The 18971-nt window shown below is 69.8% G+C and carries 13 protein-coding genes and 1 pseudogene; 9 read left to right on the top strand and 5 right to left on the bottom strand.

Annotation, left to right across the window (positions count from 1 at the left end; genetic code table 11):
- Positions 1 to 90: 90 nt before the first annotated feature.
- A complete protein-coding gene (locus I004_RS32290) occupies positions 91 to 2214 on the bottom strand; it encodes a glycoside hydrolase family 3 C-terminal domain-containing protein (protein ID WP_051344715.1) in 2124 nt (707 codons plus the stop codon).
- Positions 2215 to 2471: 257 nt separating this feature from the next.
- On the opposite strand from I004_RS32290, the gene I004_RS0104860 reads away from it, so the two are divergent.
- The 3 genes from I004_RS0104860 to boxB all read left to right on the top strand — a co-directional run bounded on the left by I004_RS0104860 (position 2472) and on the right by boxB (position 7494).
- The gene (locus tag I004_RS0104860; RefSeq protein WP_028434547.1) at positions 2472 to 4109 is read left to right on the top strand and encodes an FAD-dependent oxidoreductase; all 1638 of its coding nucleotides are present in this window, start codon (positions 2472 to 2474) and stop codon (positions 4107 to 4109) included.
- A gap of 266 nt (positions 4110 to 4375) precedes the next feature.
- Positions 4376 to 5935, top strand: coding sequence for a phenylacetic acid degradation bifunctional protein PaaZ (paaZ, locus tag I004_RS32285; protein WP_051344713.1), 1560 nt, complete (start codon positions 4376 to 4378; stop codon positions 5933 to 5935).
- 80 nt (positions 5936 to 6015) lie between these two features.
- Positions 6016 to 7494 carry a benzoyl-CoA 2,3-epoxidase subunit BoxB gene (gene boxB / locus I004_RS0104850; protein ID WP_028434546.1) on the top strand — a complete coding sequence of 493 codons (1479 nt, stop codon included), beginning with the start codon at positions 6016 to 6018 and terminating at the stop codon, positions 7492 to 7494.
- Positions 7495 to 7570: 76 nt separating this feature from the next.
- On the opposite strand, the gene I004_RS0104845 is transcribed toward boxB, so the two are convergent.
- Positions 7571 to 8440: a PaaX family transcriptional regulator C-terminal domain-containing protein gene (locus I004_RS0104845; RefSeq protein WP_028434545.1), complete on the bottom strand. Its 870-nt coding sequence runs from the start codon at positions 8438 to 8440 to the stop codon at positions 7571 to 7573.
- Positions 8441 to 8603: 163 nt separating this feature from the next.
- On the opposite strand from I004_RS0104845, the gene boxC reads away from it, so the two are divergent.
- Genes boxC through I004_RS0104815 form a run of 6 tightly spaced genes read left to right on the top strand, consistent with a single transcriptional unit; the run spans position 8604 to position 14867 of the window.
- Complete coding sequence (gene boxC, locus I004_RS0104840) at positions 8604 to 10352, top strand: 2,3-epoxybenzoyl-CoA dihydrolase (RefSeq protein ID WP_028434544.1); 1749 nt, start codon at positions 8604 to 8606, stop codon at positions 10350 to 10352.
- A gap of 39 nt (positions 10353 to 10391) precedes the next feature.
- Positions 10392 to 12017, top strand: coding sequence for a benzoate-CoA ligase family protein (locus I004_RS32280; RefSeq protein ID WP_051344712.1), 1626 nt, complete (start codon positions 10392 to 10394; stop codon positions 12015 to 12017).
- Positions 12018 to 12043: 26 nt separating this feature from the next.
- The gene (locus I004_RS0104830; RefSeq protein WP_037975201.1) at positions 12044 to 13084 is read left to right on the top strand and encodes an NAD(P)/FAD-dependent oxidoreductase; all 1041 of its coding nucleotides are present in this window, start codon (positions 12044 to 12046) and stop codon (positions 13082 to 13084) included.
- Positions 13085 to 13097: 13 nt separating this feature from the next.
- On the top strand, positions 13098 to 13436 hold the full coding sequence (fdxA, locus tag I004_RS0104825; RefSeq protein WP_028434542.1) for a ferredoxin: 339 nt from the start codon (positions 13098 to 13100) through the stop codon (positions 13434 to 13436).
- Positions 13437 to 13451: 15 nt separating this feature from the next.
- Entirely contained in the window at positions 13452 to 14318 is an 867-nt protein-coding gene (locus I004_RS0104820) for an amidohydrolase family protein (protein WP_028434541.1), read from the top strand.
- Between the two features lie 3 nt (positions 14319 to 14321).
- The gene (locus I004_RS0104815; RefSeq protein WP_028434540.1) at positions 14322 to 14867 is read left to right on the top strand and encodes a gamma carbonic anhydrase family protein; all 546 of its coding nucleotides are present in this window, start codon (positions 14322 to 14324) and stop codon (positions 14865 to 14867) included.
- A gap of 104 nt (positions 14868 to 14971) precedes the next feature.
- Here I004_RS0104815 and I004_RS32275 read toward each other — a convergent pair.
- The 3 genes and pseudogenes from I004_RS32275 to I004_RS0104800 all read right to left on the bottom strand — a co-directional run.
- Positions 14972 to 15709, bottom strand: a pseudogene (locus tag I004_RS32275) (dienelactone hydrolase family protein); the annotation flags it as partial.
- A gap of 89 nt (positions 15710 to 15798) precedes the next feature.
- Positions 15799 to 17028, bottom strand: coding sequence for an MraY family glycosyltransferase (locus tag I004_RS32270; protein ID WP_078510830.1), 1230 nt, complete (start codon positions 17026 to 17028; stop codon positions 15799 to 15801).
- Positions 17029 to 17216: 188 nt separating this feature from the next.
- A complete protein-coding gene (locus I004_RS0104800; protein ID WP_028434539.1) occupies positions 17217 to 18911 on the bottom strand; it encodes a thiamine pyrophosphate-binding protein in 1695 nt (564 codons plus the stop codon).
- Positions 18912 to 18971 lie beyond the last annotated feature (60 nt).

Here is an 18971-nt window from a genome sequence, read left to right as displayed (position 1 = left end):
CGCAACCGTCGACCGGCCCGCCCCCGGGTCACCACTCCCGGGGGCGGGCCGGTACGTCGTTGCGCCACCGTTCGCCCGGGGCTCCGGGCCTCACTCGACCCGGTAGGAGGCGTCGAGCGGGAGTGCGCGTGACGAGGAGCCGACGGCGATCCCGTACTCGCCCTCGCGTACCCGGAACTCGTCGGAGCCCGTGTCCCAGTAGGAGAGCTGCTGCGGGTCGACCGAGACCCGCACTTCCTTGCTCTCACCGGGCTCCAGGCTCACCTTCCGGTAGCCGCCCAGTTCCCTGGGCGGGCTGTCCACCTCGGTGTCCGGCTTGCTGACGTAGACCTGCGGTGCCTCGGAGCCCGCGCGCGTCCCGGAGTTGGTGACCGTGAACGACAGCTCCACCGGGTCGTCCGGGCCGCCGGAGTTCTTCTCCAGCCGCAGGTCCGAGTAGGCGAAGCTGCTGTAGGACAGGCCGTGCCCGAAGGGGAACAGGGGCTCCGTGCCCGTCCCGTCGTACCAGCGGTAGCCGACGTCGACCCTCTCCGAGTAGTGCGCCGTGCCGTTGACACCCGGGTACTGCGCCTTGGTGTTCGCCGGCACCTCGTCCTCGCGGACCGGGAAGGTCTGGGGGAGCTTGCCCGAGGGGTTCACGTCACCCCACAGCAGACGCGCGGTGGCGGCGCCCCCGCGTGCGCCCGGATACCAGGTCTCCAGGACGCTCTTGACCTGCGGCAGCCAGGGCATCAGCACGGGGCCGCCGGTCTGGAGCACCACGATCGTCTGCGGGTTCGCCTCGGCCACCTTCGCGATCAGCTTGTCCTGGTTGCCGGGCAGCGACAAGTCGGCGCGGTCGCTTCCCTCTTCCTCCTTGTCCTGTGCGAAGACGAGAGCCACGTCCGCCGACTTCGCGGCTTTTGCCGCGAGCCGGGGAAGTCTCCCGTCGTGGTAGGTGACGTGGGCCGAGGCGCCGGCGCGCTCCCTGACCGCGCCGAGCGCCGTGTCCTCCGAGAGCGGGTCGACCTTGCTGCTGCCGCCGCCCTGCACCGAGTCCGCGGCGGCGGAGCCGATGACGGCGATCCTCTTCGCGGAGCCCGTCAGGGGGAGGGCCTTGTCGTTCTTGAGCAGGACGGCGCTCTGCTCGGCGACGTGCTGCGCCGTGGCGTTCCCCGCTGCCTCGTCGACCGGGGACGTGGCCGTGCCGTCTCGCTCGAAGAAGCCGAACCTGAACAGGACGGTGAGCACTTCCCGTACACGCTGGTCGATAGCCTCCTGGGGGAGTGCACCCCTGAGTTTCGCGGCACGGACGGTGAGGGAGTTGACGAGCACGGGCAGGGGCAGTTCGACATTGAGTCCGGCGGCGAGGTCGGAAGTGCGGTGGGTGGAGGGGTAGTCGGAGACCACGTACCCGTCGAAGCCGAATCGCGAGCGCAGCATCGTGCGCAGCGTCTGCGAGTTGGAGCAGGCGTAGACGGTGTTGACGCGGTTGTACGAGCACATCACGGAGCCCGGCCTGCTCTTCTGCACCGCGAGGTCGAAGGGTTTGCCGTAGATCTCGTGCAGCGTGCGTTCGTCGATGTCGGCCGAGACGGTCATGCGGTCCGTCTCCTGGTTGTTGGCCATGAAGTGCTTGACGGTGGCGATGACGCCCTGCGACTGGATGCCGGTGGCGTCGGCGCCCGCCATGGTGCCCGCGAGGTAGGGATCCTCGCTGTAGTACTCGAAGTTGCGGCCGTTCACGGGGACCCGCTGGATGTTCGTGCCGGGCCCGAAGAGCTGCATCTGACCTCTCGCGCGTGCCTCGCGCCCGAGCGTGCGCCCGTACTCCCGCGCCACCTCGGTGTCGAAGCTGGCGGCCTGCGCCACAGGGGCCGGAAGCGCTGTGGCCTTCTGCCCGTTGCGGACGCCGGCGGGTCCGTCGGTCATCGTCACGCCGGGCACCCCGAGGCGCCGTATCGGCGCGATGTAGCCCGTGGTCGGCACGGGGGAGCCGATGGTGCCGTGCAGCATGCGGACCTTCTCGTCGAGGGTCATCGCGTCCAGCAGCAGATCGGCACGCTCCTCCGGGCTGAGCGATCTGTCGGTCCACGGACGGTCCTCCTGGGCGCCCGACGAGGAGGCGTAGGCCGTCGCCTCCCCGGAGGGGAGCGGGCCGGGTGCCGGCATCGTCAGTGCGGCGGAGAACACCAGGGCGGTCGCGACCCGGACGAGGGGCCGAGGGGGTCCCATCACCTCAGCACGTCCTTTCTGCCGCCTCGGCGGCCTCGCAGGCGACTGACATGTACACGTTCTGTTTGCTTGAGATATCCCCATCCACGGCTCGAGGAATGCCGGGACGACCGATCCGCGGCGGCGTACGCACCTGGGGACACCGGCTCCGGAGGCCCGTCCCGGCCGCGGGAGCAGGCCCCGGCATCCGGACGGTCACAGCGCTGCCACCAGCTGTCACCAGGCATGACGCGCCGGGGGGCACTAGCCTTGGAAGGGTGACGTGGCCAGTCATTTTCGTCGTGGATCACGACCCGAGTTCACTCCGTGTGCTGCTGGCCGACCTCACGCGACGGTTCGGCAGAGCGTTCACGGTTCGGGGCGCGGGCTCGGCCGATGCTGCGCTCGTGGCCGTGCGGGATCTGGCGCAGGCCGGGGAATCACTCGCACTGCTGCTCGTGGACGACGAGTCGATCGACGTGCTCACGCGGGCGCACAAGCTGTATCCGCGTGCCAAGCGTGTGCTGCTCGTGGACCGCGACTACTCGTCGACCAGCCCGGCCGTCCAGGCGATCGCGCTCGACCGCGCCGACTACCACATCGTGCGGCCATGGGTGGACGACGAAATGCTCTACCGCGCGATGAGCGAGTTCCTGTCCTCGTGGACGAGGGACCAGGAACCCACCTTCGAGCTGTTCCGGGTCGTCGCGGCGAAGGACGACAGCAGTGTGCACCAGGTGTGCGATGTGATGGCCCGCTTCAACCTCCCGTTCGCGCTGTATCCGGCCGAGGAGGAGGCCGGGCAGCGGTTGATGAGGGAAGCCGGCATCGACGCGTCGAACCTGCCTGCGGTGGTCCGTTACGACAGTCAGGCCTTCATCCAGCCGGAACTGCCCGATCTGGCGCGCGCGCTCGGGGTCAACGTCACCAACGACCTGGACGTCTGTGACGTCGCCATCGTCGGTGCGGGGCCGGCCGGTCTGACGGCGGCCGTCTACGCGGCGTCCGAAGGACTCGACACCGTGCTCCTCGAGCGGGCCATGTCGGGAGGACAGGCCGGGACGAGCCCGATGATCAGGAACTACCCGGGGTTCCCCCACGGCATCGCGGGAGACGATCTCATGGGTCAGACCTGCGAGCAGGCGTGGCTCATGGGCACTCACATCGTCTTCGCGCAGCAGGCGGTCGCGCTCGAACGCCGCGGCGACCGGCGAGTCGTTCACATGCTCGACGGTTCCGAGATCAACGCACGCACGGTGCTGATCGCCACCGGGGTCGACTGGCGGCGTCTGGGCGTGCCCGCTCTGGAAGCCCTGGTCGGCTCGGGAGTGTTCTACGGCACGGCCGTGGGTGAGAGCCGTTCGATGCGGGACCGGGACGTCTTCATCGTCGGCGCCGGAAACTCCGCCGCTCAGGCCGCCGTGCACCTGGCCAAGCACGCCCGCACGGTCACCTTGGTGGTACGGGGTGACAGCCTGGCGAAATCCGCATCCGCGTACGTGGTGGGCGCCGTCGAGGCGACGCCGAACATCATCGTCCGCCAGTGCACCGAGGTGGTCGACGGCGGCGGCAACGGGCACCTGGAACACGTGACGCTCCTGGACCGGGAGGCGGACACCGTCGAGCGGGTCCCGGCAGCCGGGCTGTTCATCATGATCGGCGGTGAACCGCACACGCAGTGGCTGCAGGACAGCATCGAACGCGATGGGCAGGGCTATCTGATGACGGGCCACGAAGTCCGCGAGGGCTCCTCCGTGACCTGGCCCCTGCGCCGGGACCCCATGGTGCTGGAGACGAGCATGCCCGGTGTGTTCGCGGCCGGAGACACGCGGAACGGGTCCATCAAGCGCGTCGCCTCGGCGGTGGGTGAGGGGTCCACGGCCGTGCGCCTGATGCACGAGTACCTGAGCCGCTGAACGGAGCCGCATCCCGCCGCAAGTGAAGGACACCGCGATGTGGCCGGGGTCGTTGCGGCGGCCCTGTCGCTGCGGCCGCTGGGCCAGGCGCTGGGGACCGGCCGGGTGCGCCCCGTGGGGTGCGCGAGCGGGGTCGGCAGATGAACAATGCCACGTTCTTTACGCGATGCGTCATGAATATGTAGCGTGTTTGAGGATGGTCAGGGGCGAGGCATGCGCGGGATCAGTACTTCCGCACCTGGTGACAACCCCGCGAAGGAGCGGTCGTGGCACGAACACTGCACAGCTGGACCCGCGGAGCCTGGTGGGCCCCCGACGGCCGTGGGCTGGAGGTGACCGACGCCGTCACCGGCGAGCCGGTGGTCATGGTCTCGAGCAACGGCCTCGACGCCGCGGCCACCGTCGCGTACGCCCGCGAGGTCGGCGGGCCGGCGCTCAGGCAGAGCGGCTTCACCGAACGGGCCGCGCTGGTCAAGCGGTTGGCGCTCGCACTGAAGGAACGGCGCCACGAGCTGGTCGAGCTGTCCGCGCGCACGGGCGCCACCGCCGCGGACGCCTCCGTCGACGTCGACGGAGGCATCGGCACTGCCTTGGTCTTCGCGAGCAAGGGAGGCAGGCAGCTGCCGGACGGCAACGTGCTCGCCGAGGACGACGCCGAACAGCTCGGCAAGGGCGGCACGTTCGCCGGACGGCACCTCCTGACTCCGCGGCGCGGCGTCGTGGTGGAGATCAACGCCTTCAACTTCCCCGTATGGGGGATGCTGGAGAAGCTGGCGCCTGCGCTGATCGCCGGCGTGCCCACCATCGTCAAGCCGGCCACGCAGACCGCCTACGTCACCGAACATGCCGTCCGCATCCTCGACGAGACCGGCCTGCTGCCCGACGGGGCGTTGCAGCTCGTGTGCGGCGGGATCGGCGACCTGCTCGACCACCTCGGCGGGCAGGATCTGGTCTCCTTCACCGGCTCGGCCGGCACCGCGGCCAAGCTGCGGGGACATGAGGCCGTGACCGCGCTTTCGGTGCGGTTCAACGCCGAGGCGGACTCGCTCAACGGTTCCGTGCTCGGTCCGGACGCGGTCCCCGGCACCCCGGAGTTCGAGCTCTTCGCCGACGCCCTCGTACACGAGATGACCTGCAAGGCGGGACAGAGGTGCACGGCGATCCGGCGGGCGCTGGTGCCGGAGGAGCTGCTGGACCAGGTGGCCGACGCGGTCTCCGACCGTCTCGCGAAGGTCGTCATCGGCGCACCCGGGGCGGAGGGCGTCACCATGGGTGCCCTCGTCGGGCAGGCGCAGCGTGGCGAAGTGCTCGCGGCCGTGGACCGGTTGAAGACGGCCGCCACGGTGGTCACCGGCGGCGGACCGCCGGCTGAGGTCGCCGGCGCCGACTCCACGACGGGTGCGTTCATGGCACCCACGCTGCTGCGCTGCGACGACCCGGCACGTCCGGAACCGCACACCGTCGAGGCGTTCGGCCCGGTGAGCACGCTCATGGGCTACCGGGATCCCGCGCACGCGGTGGACCTGCTGGCACGCGGAGAGGGTTCGCTCGTCGCCTCGGTCGTCTCCCACGACGAGGAGACGGTGCGCGAGATCGTGCTCGGCGCCGCCGCGCACCATGGACGCATCCTCGTGCTCGACCGCGACGACGCCGGCGAAAGCACCGGCCACGGCACCCCGATGCCGCAGCTCGTGCACGGCGGGCCCGGCCGCGCCGGCGGCGGCGAGGAGGAAGGCGGCCTGCGCGCTGTCGCACATCACCTCCAGCGCACGGCAGTTCAGGCATCACCCCGCGTACTGGAGGCTCTCGCCGGGACCGCATCTTGACCAGACGTGCTACATTCAAATGACGTGACGATTGTAAGTCGTGGACTAACGGTTGTACCCGGAGAGAAGGGCAAGAGCGGATGACGACGACGGATGACCGCCTGGGAGCCGCGCCCGAGCCCACCGGCCCGGTGAGCAGGATCGACTACAGCGAGCGGATCCCCAACAACGTCGATCTGGCCGGCGACCGCAAGCTCCAGAGGGCGCTTGAGCGTTGGCAGCCGAAGTTCATCGACTGGTGGAAGAGCCTCGGCCCGCAGGTGCCGACCAAGGAGGTCTATCTGCGCACCGCCGTCGCCATAGACCGCGACGGGTGGGCCGTCTACGACTTCGTGCCGATGGAGGAGTACCGCTGGGGCATCTTCCTCGCCGAGACCGACCCGGACCGTGAGATCACCTTCGGTCAGCACAAGGGCGAGAAGGCATGGACCGAGGTCCCCGGCGAGTACCGCGCGGAGCTGCAGCGGCTCATCGTCGTCCAGGGGGACACCGAGCCGGCCAGCGTGGAGCAGCAGCGCCAGCTGGGGGCCACCGCGCCGAGCCTGTACGACATGCGCAACCTCTTCCAGATCAACGTGGAGGAGGGCCGTCACCTGTGGGCCATGGTCTATCTGCTGCAGGCGTTCTTCGGACGCGAGGGACGCGAGGAGGCGGAGGAACTGCTCCGCCGCAACAGCGGGGACTACGACAACCCGCGCATCCTCGGCGCCTTCAACGAGGACACCACGGACTGGCTGAACTTCTTCATGTTCACCTACTTCACCGACCGGGACGGGAAGTACCAGCTCGGCACGTTGAAGGAGAGCGGCTTCGATCCGCTCGCCCGCACCTGTGAGTTCATGCTCAAGGAAGAGGCCCACCACATGTTCGTGGGCACCACCGGGATCCAGCGCGTCGTCGAGCGGACCGCCGAGCTGATGAAGGAGCACGGCACCGACGACATCCTGCAGCACGGCGGGATCCCGTTCACGATCATCCAGAAGTACCTGAACCAGCAGTTCTCCGTCTCCATGGACCTGTTCGGCTCCGAGCTCTCCTCGAACGCGGCGGCGTACTACACCGCCGGGCTGAAGGGCCGCTGGCAGGAGCGCCGGCGCAAGGACGACCACCAACTGCAGGACCAGACGCGTGAGATGACCAAGGTCGAGAACGGCGAACTCGTCACCGAGACCGTCCCCCTGCTCAACGCGCTGAACCTGGACCTGCGCGACGAGTACGTCGCCGACTGCGAGAACGGCATCCGCCGCTGGAACCAGGCGCTGGAGGACGCCGGGCTGCCGCACCGCCTGACGCTCCCGCACGAGGGCTTCAACCGCCAGGTCGGTGTGTACGCCGACAGCCAGGTCAGCCCCGACGGTGAGGTGCTCACCCAGGAGCAGTGGGACGCCAAGGTCCACGAGTGGCTGCCCTCGGAGCAGGACATGGCCGACGTGCGGTCGCTGATGCGGCCCGTGTACGAGCCGGGCCAGTTCGCCGGGTGGATCGCGCCGCCCGCGCAGGGCATCAACAAGCTGGGCGTGGAGTTCGACTACGTGCGCTTCTGGCAGGAGGACAACTGAGCAGGCTAGGAGTCACCGCGCACCCGCGCGCTGCCGAAGGGCGCCCGGTCCGCAGGCGGGCCGGGCGCCCGGTGCGTCAGGTCCGGTCGTCTGCTCCGGCGCACAGATGCTCCCAGTACGCCTGAGCGCGGCGGTGCCAGCGCTCGTGGCGGCGGTGGAAGAGCGTGGCGGCGTCGGGGCCCGGCCAGTCGTGGTCGAGGAGCTCCGCGGGAAGGGCCGGGTCCAGCGCGGGGAAGCGCCGCCAGGCGTGCACCAGGTGCACCTGGGCGACGAACGCCTCCTGCTGGCCGCTCACTTCCAGACTGCCGAATCGCTCGACGAATTCGCCGTACGCCGTCTCGATCTTGTCGAGTGGCCAGGCGGCGGCCACGACGTCCTGAGGGTCGCCGATCCCGGCCGAAGGACCCGTCCAGGACATGGTGCTGTGCTCGATGCCGAGCTCCCGCACGATGGCCTTGACCTCCTCCGCGCGCTCCGCGTCGGGCACCACCCACAGGCCGTGCGCCGGTGACCCCATGCCGGCCCAGGTGAGCCGGGTGCGCAGCTTGTGCCGCAGCCGTCGCTGCGTCTCGGGCACCGTCACCGCGAGCACCAGCCAGCGGCCGTCCCAGCGGCGCGTGTGCCGCATGAACGAGTAGATCCGCTCGGTGCCTTCCTCCAGGAGCTGTTCCCCGTTCGAGGTCAGGCTCCAGCGGGTGCGCCGTCCGACCCGGTCCGAGACCAGCAGCCCCTCGGTGGAGGAGCGGGCCAGCGATTGCCGTGCCGCCTTCTCCTCGATGCCGAGGGACTCAAGTGCCCGCAGCAGCGCGCCCGTCCATACCGGCTCGTGGCGGGGCAGCACGAATTCTCCGAGCACGGTCAGCAGCAAGGAACGCGCGCTCGTGGAGCCGGGCCAGGCGCGCCCCGTGCGCGATGGGCTCTCTGTGGTGCTGCCGGCAGCGGCCACGGCGTCGGGTCCTTTCGAAGAGGCCGGGAGGATCACCCGGATTCTAGTCCGGCCGGGGTCGCCCCGGACCGTCCCGTCAGAAAAACGTGCTACTTACTATTGACGACTCGCCATGCCATTGTAGAGTCATAGCTCTAGTGACCCGATCGTTTGGAGGAGTTCGATGACCGCCGCGGTCGAACCCAGTACCCAGCCGCCCGTCACCGAAGCGGGCGCTGCGGACGTCGAGGCGGCTGGGGCCCCCGAGGCCGCGCCCAAGGTCTCCTTCGACACCTCGCCCGGCCGGTACCGGCACTGGAAGCTCGACGTCGACGGTGAGATCGCGACGCTCACGCTGCTGGTGGACCAGGAGGGCGGGATCGTCCCGGGCTACGAGCTCAAGAGCAACTCCTACGACCTGGGCGTCGACATCGAGCTCTACGACGCCGTGCAGCGGCTGCGGTTCGAGCACCCGCAGGTCAAGTCCGTGGTGATCACGGGAGGCCTGGAGCGGACGTTCTGCGCGGGAGCGAACATCAAGATGCTCGCCCAGTCGACGCACGCCTGGAAGGTGAACTTCTGCAAGTTCACCAACGAGACCCGCAACGGGTTCGAGGACGCAACGGAGCACTCCGGGCAGACCTACATCGCCGCGGTCAACGGCACCTCGGCCGGCGGTGGTTACGAGATCGCCCTGGCCTGCGAGCAGATCGTGCTCGTCGACGACGGCTCGTCCGCGGTCGCGCTGCCGGAGGTGCCCCTGCTGGGCGTGCTGCCCGGAACCGGCGGCCTGACCCGGGTGGTCGACAAGCGGCACGTCCGCAAGGACCGGGCCGACATCTTCGCCACCAAGTCCGAGGGCATCAAGGGCAACACCGCCGTCGAGTGGAAGCTGGTCGACGCCGCCGTCTCCCGCGGCCGGTTCGACGACGAGGTGAAGTCCCGGGCCGAGGAGGCCGCGAGGCGCTCACACCGTCCGTCGGACGCGCAGGGCGTCCAACTGACGCCGCTGGACCGCACGGAGACAAGCGACTCGATCATCTACCCGCACGTCAAGGCGCAGTTGCTGCGCGACCAGCGCCGTGTGGAGATCACGGTCGAGGCGCCCGCCGGCGAACCGCCGGCCGACGCCGCAGCCGCACATGAACGCGGCACGGACTACTGGCCGCTCGCGCTCGCCCGCGAGCTCGACGACCTGATCCTGCGGCTGCGCACCAACGAACTCGAGCTCGGCACCTGGGTGTTCCGCACCACGGGCGACGCCGGCACTGTGCTCGCATACGACGCACAGCTCGACGACCTCGCCGGCGACTGGTTCGTCAACGAGGTACGGCACTACCTCAAGCGCACGTTCAAACGCCTCGACGTCACCAGCCGCAGCCTCGTCGCGCTGATCGAGCCGGGCAGCTGCTTCGCGGGGACGCTGCTGGAACTCGCGCTGGCCTGCGACCGGCAGTACATGCTGGCCGGGGTCTTCGAGGACGTCGACCCCGACGCGGAGCCGGCGGCCCTCGTCGTCGGCCGCGCCAACCAGAGCGCCTACCCGATGGGCAACGGCCTGACCCGGCTGCAGTCGCGCTTCTACGAGGCCGACGAGGACCTTCAGGCGGCACTCGCCCGCACCGGGACCCCGCTCACCGCCGACGACGCGGCCGAACTCGGCCTCGTCACCATGTCACTCGACGACATCGACTACGAGGACGAGCTGCGCATCGTGCTCGAGGAGCGCGCCTCGCTCTCCCCGGACGCCCTGACCGGCATGGAGGCCAATCACCGCTTCGTGGGGCCCGAGACGCTGGAGACGAAGATCTTCGGCCGGCTGACCGCCTGGCAGAACTGGATCTTCAACCGTCCCAACGCCTCCGGACCGGAGGGCGCGTTGCGCCGTTTCGGCACCGGGAAGCGCGCCGACTTCGACGTCAAGCGGGTCTGACGGACCGCCGCAGCCGAGGAAGAAGGAGGCGCAGAGCACATGTCCATGCCCTCACGGTCCTTCAACGCCGCCACCTACCTTGTCGACCGGCACCTCGACGCCGGCCGCGGCCACCACACCGCCGTCCGCCACGCGGAAGGGGACATCAGCTACGCGCAGTTGTCCGGCGACACCGCCCGCGTGGCCGGTGCGCTGCTGCGCCTCGGCATGCACCGCGACGAGCGCGTGATGTGCTGCATGTCCGACACCCCGGAGCTGCTGACCACCATCCTGGGCGCCTTCCGCGCCGGGCTGGTCGCCGTACCGGTGAGCACGATGCTGACCGGCAAGGAGCTCGGCGCGATCCTGGCCGACTGCGGAGCCCGCGTCCTCGTGTGCACCTCGGAGTTCGCCGAGGCGTGCGGCGAGGCGGTGCTGGCGTCCCCCGACGTGAGTCACCTCGTCGTGGTGGGGGAGGCCGAACCGGAGGTGCCGCAGCGGGTGGTGCGGCTGCCGTGGGCGGAGTTCACCGGCGGTCTCGCACCGGAGGACGGCACGGTCGCCGGCACCGTCGAGGACACTCCGGCGTTGTGGCTCTACACCTCCGGAACGACCGGAATGCCGAAGGCCGCGATGCACCGACACGTCAACATCCGGCACGTGTGCGAGACGTACGGGCAGCAGGTGCTGGGGATACACCCGGACGACCGGTGCCTGTCGGTCGCGAAGCTCTTCTTCGCCTACGGGATCGGCAACTCGGCGTTCTTCCCCCTCTCGGCCGGCGCGACGACCGTGCTGGAGCCGCGCCGTCCCACCCCGCAAGTGATCGCGGAGCGGGTACGCGCCGACCGGCCGACCCTCTTCTTCGGCGTCCCTACCTTCTATGCGGGGATGCTGTCCGCAGATCTGCCCGCGGACCTGATGTCGTCGGTGCGTCTTGCCGTCTCGGCCGGTGAAGCCCTGCCGGCGCCGCTGCTGCACCGCTGGCAGGAGCACTTCGGCGTGAAGATCATCGACGGACTTGGCTCCACCGAGGCCCTGCACATCTTCCTGTCGAACCGGCCGGACGACATCGGTCCCGGCACGAGCGGATTCCCGGTGCCCGGCTACGAGTTGCAGATACGGGACGAGCGCGGCACTGTGCGTCCGTCCGGCGAGCCGGGTTCGCTGTACGTCAAGGGCCAGTCGATCGCGACGGGTTACTGGTGCCGTACCGAGACCAGCCGCCACGTCTTCCAGGGCGACTGGCTGGCCACCGGAGACACCTACGTGCGGGACGACGAGGGCCGCTACACCTGCCTGGGCCGGTCCAACGACATGCTGAAGGCCGGTGGCATCTGGGTGTCGCCGGGTGAGGTCGAGAGCCGTCTGATCGAGCACGAGGACGTCATCGAGGCCGCCGTGGTCGGCGTACCGGACGGCGAGGGCCTGGACAAGCCGGTGGGCTACGTGGTGCTCAGGAAGAGCGCCACCGCGACGCCCGAGGACCTGATCGGTTTCTGCCGGGACGGACTCGCCCACTTCAAGGCGCCCCGCCGTGTGGTGTGCGTGGAGACGCTGCCGCGCACCGCGAGCGGCAAACTGCAGCGCTTCAAGATCCGTCAGATGGCCGCCGAAGCCGGCGCTCCGGACGCCACGGCAGAACATGCCGCCCGCGCGTCCGCCGAGCCCGAAGCCGTCAGCTGAGCGCGAGCACCATGCAGGAGGAGCAGATGACCAGTGGGGAGCAGATTCCCTCCGGCGACCGCCACGAGGTGGACCTCGTGCTCGTCGGAGCGGGACCCGTCGGGCTGTACGGCGCCTACTACGCCGGCGTCCGCGGGCTGCGCGTCGCGTTGGTGGACTCACTGCCCGAACCGGGCGGTCAGGTCACGGCGATGTACCCGGAGAAGCCCATCTTCGACATCGCGGGTTTTCCCAGCGTGCGGGGGCGGGAGCTCGTCGACAACCTCGTCGAACAGGCGGACCGGTACAGCCCGTTGTATCTCCTCGGCCGGCAGGCCCGGACGCTGGAGTCCGTCCCGTCCGGCGACGGCCCGGACCGTTTCCGGCTGACGGCGTCCGACGGCACGGTGATCGGCTGCGGCGCCGTCGTGGTGACCGGCGGCATCGGTATCTTCACGCCCCGGCCGCTGCCGGCCGGTGAGGACTTCCTCGGACGCGGGCTGTCGTACTTCGTGCCGTCGCTCGTCGACTTCACGGGAACCGACGTCGTCGTGGTCGGCGGCGGCGACAGCGCCTGCGACTGGGTGCTGGCGCTCAAGCCGATCGCCAGGTCGGTGACGCTCGTGCACAGGCGGACGGCCTTCCGCGCGCACGCCGCCACCGTCGACGCGGTGCGCTCCTGCGGCGCCACGGTGATGACCGACGCACAGGTGACCCGCATCGAGGGAAAGGGAACGATAGAGAAGGTCGAAGTCACCCCGAAGAACCAGGACTCCTTCGTGCTGCCCGCACAGCGGGTCGTGGCCGCGCTCGGTTTCCTTGCCGACCTCGGGCCGATGCGCGAGTGGGGCTTCGATCTGCACGACAACCGCCACCTCATGGTCGATTCGAGAATGGCGACCGACCTGCCCGGTGTGTACGCGGCGGGGGACATCTCCGAGTACCCGGGCAAGGTGCGTCTGATCTCGGTCGGCTTCGGCGAGGTGGCCACCGCCGTCAACAACGCCGCGGTGCATCTCGACCCCGAGGCCTCGTTGTTCCCCGGACACAGCACCGACGAGGCACCCGTCGCCGCGGTGGCGGCCTGAGGAGGAGACCACGATGCCCTACGTGATCATGTCGGACTGCATCGACATCACCGACCAGTCCTGCGTCGAGGAGTGCCCGGTCGACTGCATCTACGTCGGCGAGCGCAAGCTGTACATCAACGGCAAGGAGTGCATCGACTGCGGCGCCTGCGAGCCCGTGTGCCCCGTCGAGGCGATCTCCCAGGACCGCCGGGTACCGGAGGAGCAGCAGGACTTCATCGAGGACAACAAGACCTTCTTCAGCGAGGTGCTGCCCGGGCGGGACGAGCCGATAGGCACACCGGGCGGCTCACGGCTGACCGGCGACATCGGCGTCGACACTCCGCTGGTCTCGAAGCACCCCGGCAACTAGGCAGGAGAACCACGGATGTTGGACGGTCATCTCCTGGTCGACGCCCATGTGCACGTGCCCCTGCTCTCCTCGATCGCCCCCGCATGGTCGCAGTGGGCACGGGACTTCGGGCCCGAGGGCGTGCTGGGACTCGTCTGGGACGCGGACGGCAACCCGGACCCGGCGAAGCTGGACAGTCTGTTCGCGGCCGAAGGCGTCGATGTGGCGCTGCTGTTCTGCGAGTACAGCCCGAAGGCCACGGGCTACCAGCGGTTCGACGACCTGCTGCCGCTCGTCGAGCAGAACCCGCGGCGCTTCCGGCCCGTGGCGAACGTCAACCCGCATCTGCACTTCCCGATCGACCGGGAGCTGCGGCGCCAGCTCGACCTGGGCGCGGCCGCGCTCAAACTGCACCCTGTGCACGGGGGGTTCCGCCTGGACGATTCCGCGCTGTTCCCGGCGTACTCGGTGCTCGTCGAGCGGAACGTCCCTCTGGTGATGCACTGCGGGACGTCGTCCTTCCCGGGGTCGATGAACGAGAACGCGGACCCCACGCAGCTCTACCCGGTGCTCAGGATGTTCCCCGAACTCAAGGTCGTGCTCGCACACGGCGGCAGGGGCTGGTGGTACGACGCCGCGGCGTTCCTCGCGCTCTCGAACGAGAACGTCTGGATCGAGCTGTCCGGACTGCCCCCCAAGCGCCTGACGACGTACTACGCACGCCAAGATCTGAACAGGCTCGCACGCAAGTGGATCTTCGGTACAGACTGGCCCGGTGTCCCCGGAACGGCCATGAACGCGCGGGCCGTTGCCGGGCTTGGGTTCTCCGACGAGACGGTGCCGCTGGTGCTCGGGGAGAACGCCATGCGCGTCTACCACGGCCTCGACCCCGAAAGGGAGTGACGCATGCCTGTCTACGCGTTCGACGGAGTACGTCCGCGGGTGAGCGCCGGCGCCTACGTCCACCCCGACGCGGTGCTGATCGGACACGTCACCGTGGGCCCCGAGTCGTCGGTGTGGCCTGGCGCCGTCCTGCGGGGCGACCACGGCCGGATCGAGGTCGGCGCACGGACGTCGATCCAGGACGGCACCATCATCCACACGACGAGGGAGTGGCCCACGATCGTCGGGGACGAGTGCGTCGTCGGGCACAACGCCCACCTGGAGGGCTGCACGGTCGCGGACCGCTGCCTGATCGCGTCCATGTCGGCGGTGCTCAACAGGGCCGTCGTCGGCAGCGGTTCGGTCGTCGCCGCCGCGGCACTCGTACCCGAAGGGCTCGACGTGCCCGAACGCTCGATGGTGCTGGGGGTCCCGGGCCGGGTGAAGCCCCTGCCGGACGACCGGCTCAAGGGCCGGATCGACCACGGGGTGGACGTATACGTCGACTTCGCCCGCCGCTATCCCGAGGCGATGACCCGCGTGGACCTGGACGACTGCCGCGTGGACTGACGCATCCCGGCCCGGCGGGCAGCGGCGGGGAGAACCGCACATCGCCGAACGGGACGTTCCCCCACGGGAGTTGAACGATGAGGACCGCGAACCTCAGCCGTGCCAAGGGTGCGGACGAGGAGGGGAAGCAGACGGTCCCAATGGCGCTGCAGCGCCGAGGCGTTGAACGCGTCGGTGTCGGACATGGTGAAGCCGTGGATGGTGCCGGGGTAGATCTCGCACGTGTACCCCACACCCGCGGCATCCAGGGCCTGCTCGAACTCGCTGAGGGTCTCTGGCGACATGTCGTTCTCGGCGAGGCCGAGATGGACTTCGGCCGTGAGCTCGGGGACGGAGCGGTGCGGGCTGTCGGGCGCCTCGGTGACCAGGAACCCGGGGTGGAATCCGGCGACGGCGGCCACCTGGCCGGGGTGGGCAGCCGCGGTGCGCATCGCCGACGCGGCGCCCATGCAGTAGCCGATCACGGCGACCGGTCCCGCCTCGACCTCGTCCTGGGCGGTCAGGAACCCCAGGTAGGCGTCGGCGTCGCGGAGGACACGTTCGGTGGTGTGCGCCTCGACCAGCGGCATCAGCCGGGCGATGTCCGCGGGCCGGACCTCTTCTCCGATGTGCTCGGGAAGTTCGATCACCGGAGCCGGGCCGTGCCGGTAGTAGAGGTGGGGGACGAGCACGTAGTAGCCGTGCTCGGCGAGTTCGCGGGCCATCTCCTCCAGCACGGGCCGCACGCCGAAGGCGTCCGCGTACAGCAGGACCCCCGGGTGCCGCTCGCCGCGGTCGGGGAAGGCGGCGAAAGCGTCGGCCTGCCCGTCGTCGGTCGGAATCTGCAGCGTCTTGATGGGCATCGCTGATCATCTTTCATCGGGCCTGAGCTCGTGCACAAGGGCGGATGTCAGCCAGAGATCATCCGGTGCCGACCTGCGTAAGCCTCAGGTCACGGCTGGTGCGGTCCGCTCTCGGCCGTTCCGCTGAGCTGGCGGAGTCCGGGGTCGTGCGCGTCCTGCGTTGCGGGAGTGCTCCCGGACGTCCCCGGGCGCTGCGCCCGGCGTGGAGCCAGTCGGGGCAGCAGCAACAGGACGAGGCCCACCAAGCCGAAGAGGACGACGCCGGCCACGACCCACCCGCTTCCGTCGTGCACGGAGAGCGCGATCGTTCCGAACGCGATCAGCGCGGACCAGAAGTAGAGGATGAAGACGGCGCGGCGGTGCGAGTGTCCGATGTCCAGCAGGCGGTGGTGCAGGTGGCCGCGGTCGGCGGCGAAGGGCGACTTCCCCTTCCACACGCGGCGCACGATCGCCAGGAGCAGATCCGCGACCGGGAGGGCGATGACGGTCAGCGGCAACAGCAGCGGAACGTAGACCGGCATCATTGCGTGCGTGGCCTCGCGGGAGCTGCCCGCCCTTTCGACGAGGAGGTCCGAGTCCACCTGGCCGGTCACCGACACCGCGCTGGCGGCGATCACCAGCCCGATGAGCATCGACCCTGAGTCACCCATGAATATCCGTGCCGGGTGGATGTTGTGCGGCAGGAATCCCAGGCACATGCCGATCAGCACCGCGGCGAACAGCGTTGCGGGAGCGGCCCCTTCGATGCCGTAGCCGTACCACATGCGGTAGGCGTGCATGAAGAAGGCCATTGCGGCGATGCACACGATGCCGGAGGCGAGTCCGTCCAGGCCGTCCACGAAGTTCACGGCGTTGATCGTGACGACGACCGCCGTCACCGTGACGAACATCCCCTGTTCCTCCGACAGCGGGACGGGGCCGACCCCGGGAATCGGCAGCCACAGGACCGTCAGCCCTTGCAGGACCATCACGCCAGCGGCGATCACCTGACCGCCGAGCTTGAGAAGCGCGCTGAGGCCCCATTTGTCATCGAGCGCACCGAGCAGCCCGACCACGGAAGCGCCGGAGAGGAGTGCGATGGGCTCGCTCGTTGTCTCGAAGACCTCGTGGATGTTGGTCAATTGGCCGGCTACGAGGAGGCCCGCGCACAGCCCTCCGAACATCGCGATCCCGCCCAGTCGCGGAGTGGGTTCACGATGTACGTCACGCGCTCGGATCTGCGGCATGGCCCCGACGAGGATGGCGAACTTACGCACCGGGGCGGTGAGCAGGTAGGTGACCGCAGCCGTGACGCACAGCGTCAGTAGATATTCCCGCACAGGCCCCCCATTGGTCGTCGCCGGTCACAGCGGCCACACATCATCGTGTGTGTTGCCAGTGCATCATGGCGCGCAGAGGAGCCACGTCCGGTGTGGGACCGCAGGGCCCCGCGGGCCCGGTCGCCGACGACGGCCCGCGTGCGGATTCGGTTTCGGGCAAGGTGCCGGGCGCGGCCGTCGGCGCCCGGTCAGTGCCCGCGGAACGCCTCCTTCAGCCACCACGAGCCCTCCGCCGATGTGATCTTGGCGTCGACCAGAAGCGGCGTGCTGCGCGGTCCGTCCACCCATGCGGCGACGGACTCGAGGTCGCCTTCGCCGCGCACCGTGACGGCGGTGTAGCCGAGGCCGCGGGCGAGCGCGGCGATGTCGGTGTCGGGGAAGGTCACGGTGCTCAGGTCGACACCGTCGCCGGCGAAGTGGTGCACCTCGGCGCCGTAGGCGCGGTCGTTGTAGACGACGACCGCCATCGGCAGACCCAGCCTGACCACCGTCTCCAGCTCCGAGACGCCCATGAGCGCACCGCCGTCGCCGAGCGCGGCCACCGGAAGGCGGTCCGGCCGGGCGAGGGAGGCTCCGATCGCGGTGGCCAGGCCGAGACCGATCGACTGGAACGCCTGCGTGAAGCAGAAGCCCCGCTCGTCCGGCACGGACAGGAACATGGCCGGGTAGCCCATGAAGTTGCCCGAATCGACGGCGAGTACGCGCTCGCGCGGCAGCAGTTCGTCGAGTCGGATGGACAGCGTGCGTGGATCGATGTTCCCGTCGGTCGAATCGTCCGTGTACGGCACGGTGTTCCAGGCGAGTTCGCGCCCGATGCGTGCTCCCAGCTCGGGGGAGCGGTAGCCCCGTCGGCCTTCCTGCGGCGGGTCCTCGGTGGACGGGCGTCCGTCGCCGGCCAGCAACGCCGTCACCGCCGAGGCGGTCGCCGCCGCGTCACCCACGATGCCGAGGTCGACGGGACGGTGTGCCCCGATCGCCTCGGCGTCGATGTCCACCTGCACCAAGGACGCGTCGGCCGCGATCAGCGAACCGTGGCGCGTAGTCCACTTGTTGAGGGCACACCCCCAGCCGACGACGAGGTCGGCTTCCGAGATCAGCTCGGCCGCCAGCGGCGACGAGAAGCCGCCCGAGACATCGAGGGACCACGGGTCGCCGTGGAACAGGCCGCGCGCGACGGCCGAGGTCGCGAGCAACGCACCAGTGGCGGCGCCGAGTTCACGCAGCGCGTCCACCGCGGGCCTTTCCTCCACCGTGGGCCCGGGGAGCGCACCGCGTCCGGCGATGAATACGGGACGGCGCGACTGCCCCAGCAATCGGGCGAGTGCGGCCACCGCCTCCGGCGCGGGTGCCGGCTGGTGCAGCCGGGCCGGTTCGGGTTCCGGCAGCGGTTCGGGAACCTGCCGGCTCTGCACGTCGATGGGGAGGTTCAGCACGACGGTGCGCCGGCCCGAGACCGCCAGCCGGAAGGCCCGCACCGTGTCGGCGACAGCGGTGTCCGGGCTGTGCACCCGCTCCGCCCGCGCGCCCACGGCGTGTGCCAACGCATCCTGGTCGACACGGAAGTTGGAGCGCAGATCGGCCGCCGGAGTGTCGGCGGCCAGAACGACGAGCGGGGTGCGGCTCTTGGCCGCTTCGGTGATGCCGGTCAGCGCGTTGGTCAGGCCGCAGCCCTGATGCACGGTGACGACACCGAGCTTGCCGGAGACCCTGGCGTAGGCGTCGGCCATGACCGCCGCGCCGTTCTCGTGCCGCGCCGCGACATACCGGGCGCCCGCGGCGACCATGGCGTCGGTGACGTGGAAGTTCCCGCTGCCGACCACCCCGAACGTACTGTCGGCGCCGAGCCGGACGAGTGTACGGCCGACGGCTTCCGCGACGATCACCGGCGCATCTCCCCTCTCTCCGTAATGCCTGTCTCCGTGATGCCCGCACGTCCCGGTGGT

Source organism: Streptomyces sp. TAA486, from assembly GCF_000426165.1.
This window is presented reverse-complemented; position numbering and strand designations above follow the sequence as displayed.

Excerpts from the sequence above, each read along its gene's own strand:
- I004_RS32290 (WP_051344715.1), bottom strand. The coding sequence starts at position 2,214 with ATGGGACCCCCTCGGCCCCTCGTCCGGGTCGCGACCGCCCTGGTGTTC.
- boxB (WP_028434546.1), top strand. The coding sequence starts at position 6,016 with ATGACGACGACGGATGACCGCCTGGGAGCCGCGCCCGAGCCCACCGGC.
- boxC (WP_028434544.1), top strand. The coding sequence starts at position 8,604 with ATGACCGCCGCGGTCGAACCCAGTACCCAGCCGCCCGTCACCGAAGCG.
- I004_RS32280 (WP_051344712.1), top strand. The coding sequence starts at position 10,392 with ATGTCCATGCCCTCACGGTCCTTCAACGCCGCCACCTACCTTGTCGAC.
- I004_RS0104830 (WP_037975201.1), top strand. The coding sequence starts at position 12,044 with ATGACCAGTGGGGAGCAGATTCCCTCCGGCGACCGCCACGAGGTGGAC.
- fdxA (WP_028434542.1), top strand. The coding sequence starts at position 13,098 with ATGCCCTACGTGATCATGTCGGACTGCATCGACATCACCGACCAGTCC.
- I004_RS0104820 (WP_028434541.1), top strand. The coding sequence starts at position 13,452 with ATGTTGGACGGTCATCTCCTGGTCGACGCCCATGTGCACGTGCCCCTG.
- I004_RS0104815 (WP_028434540.1), top strand. The coding sequence starts at position 14,322 with ATGCCTGTCTACGCGTTCGACGGAGTACGTCCGCGGGTGAGCGCCGGC.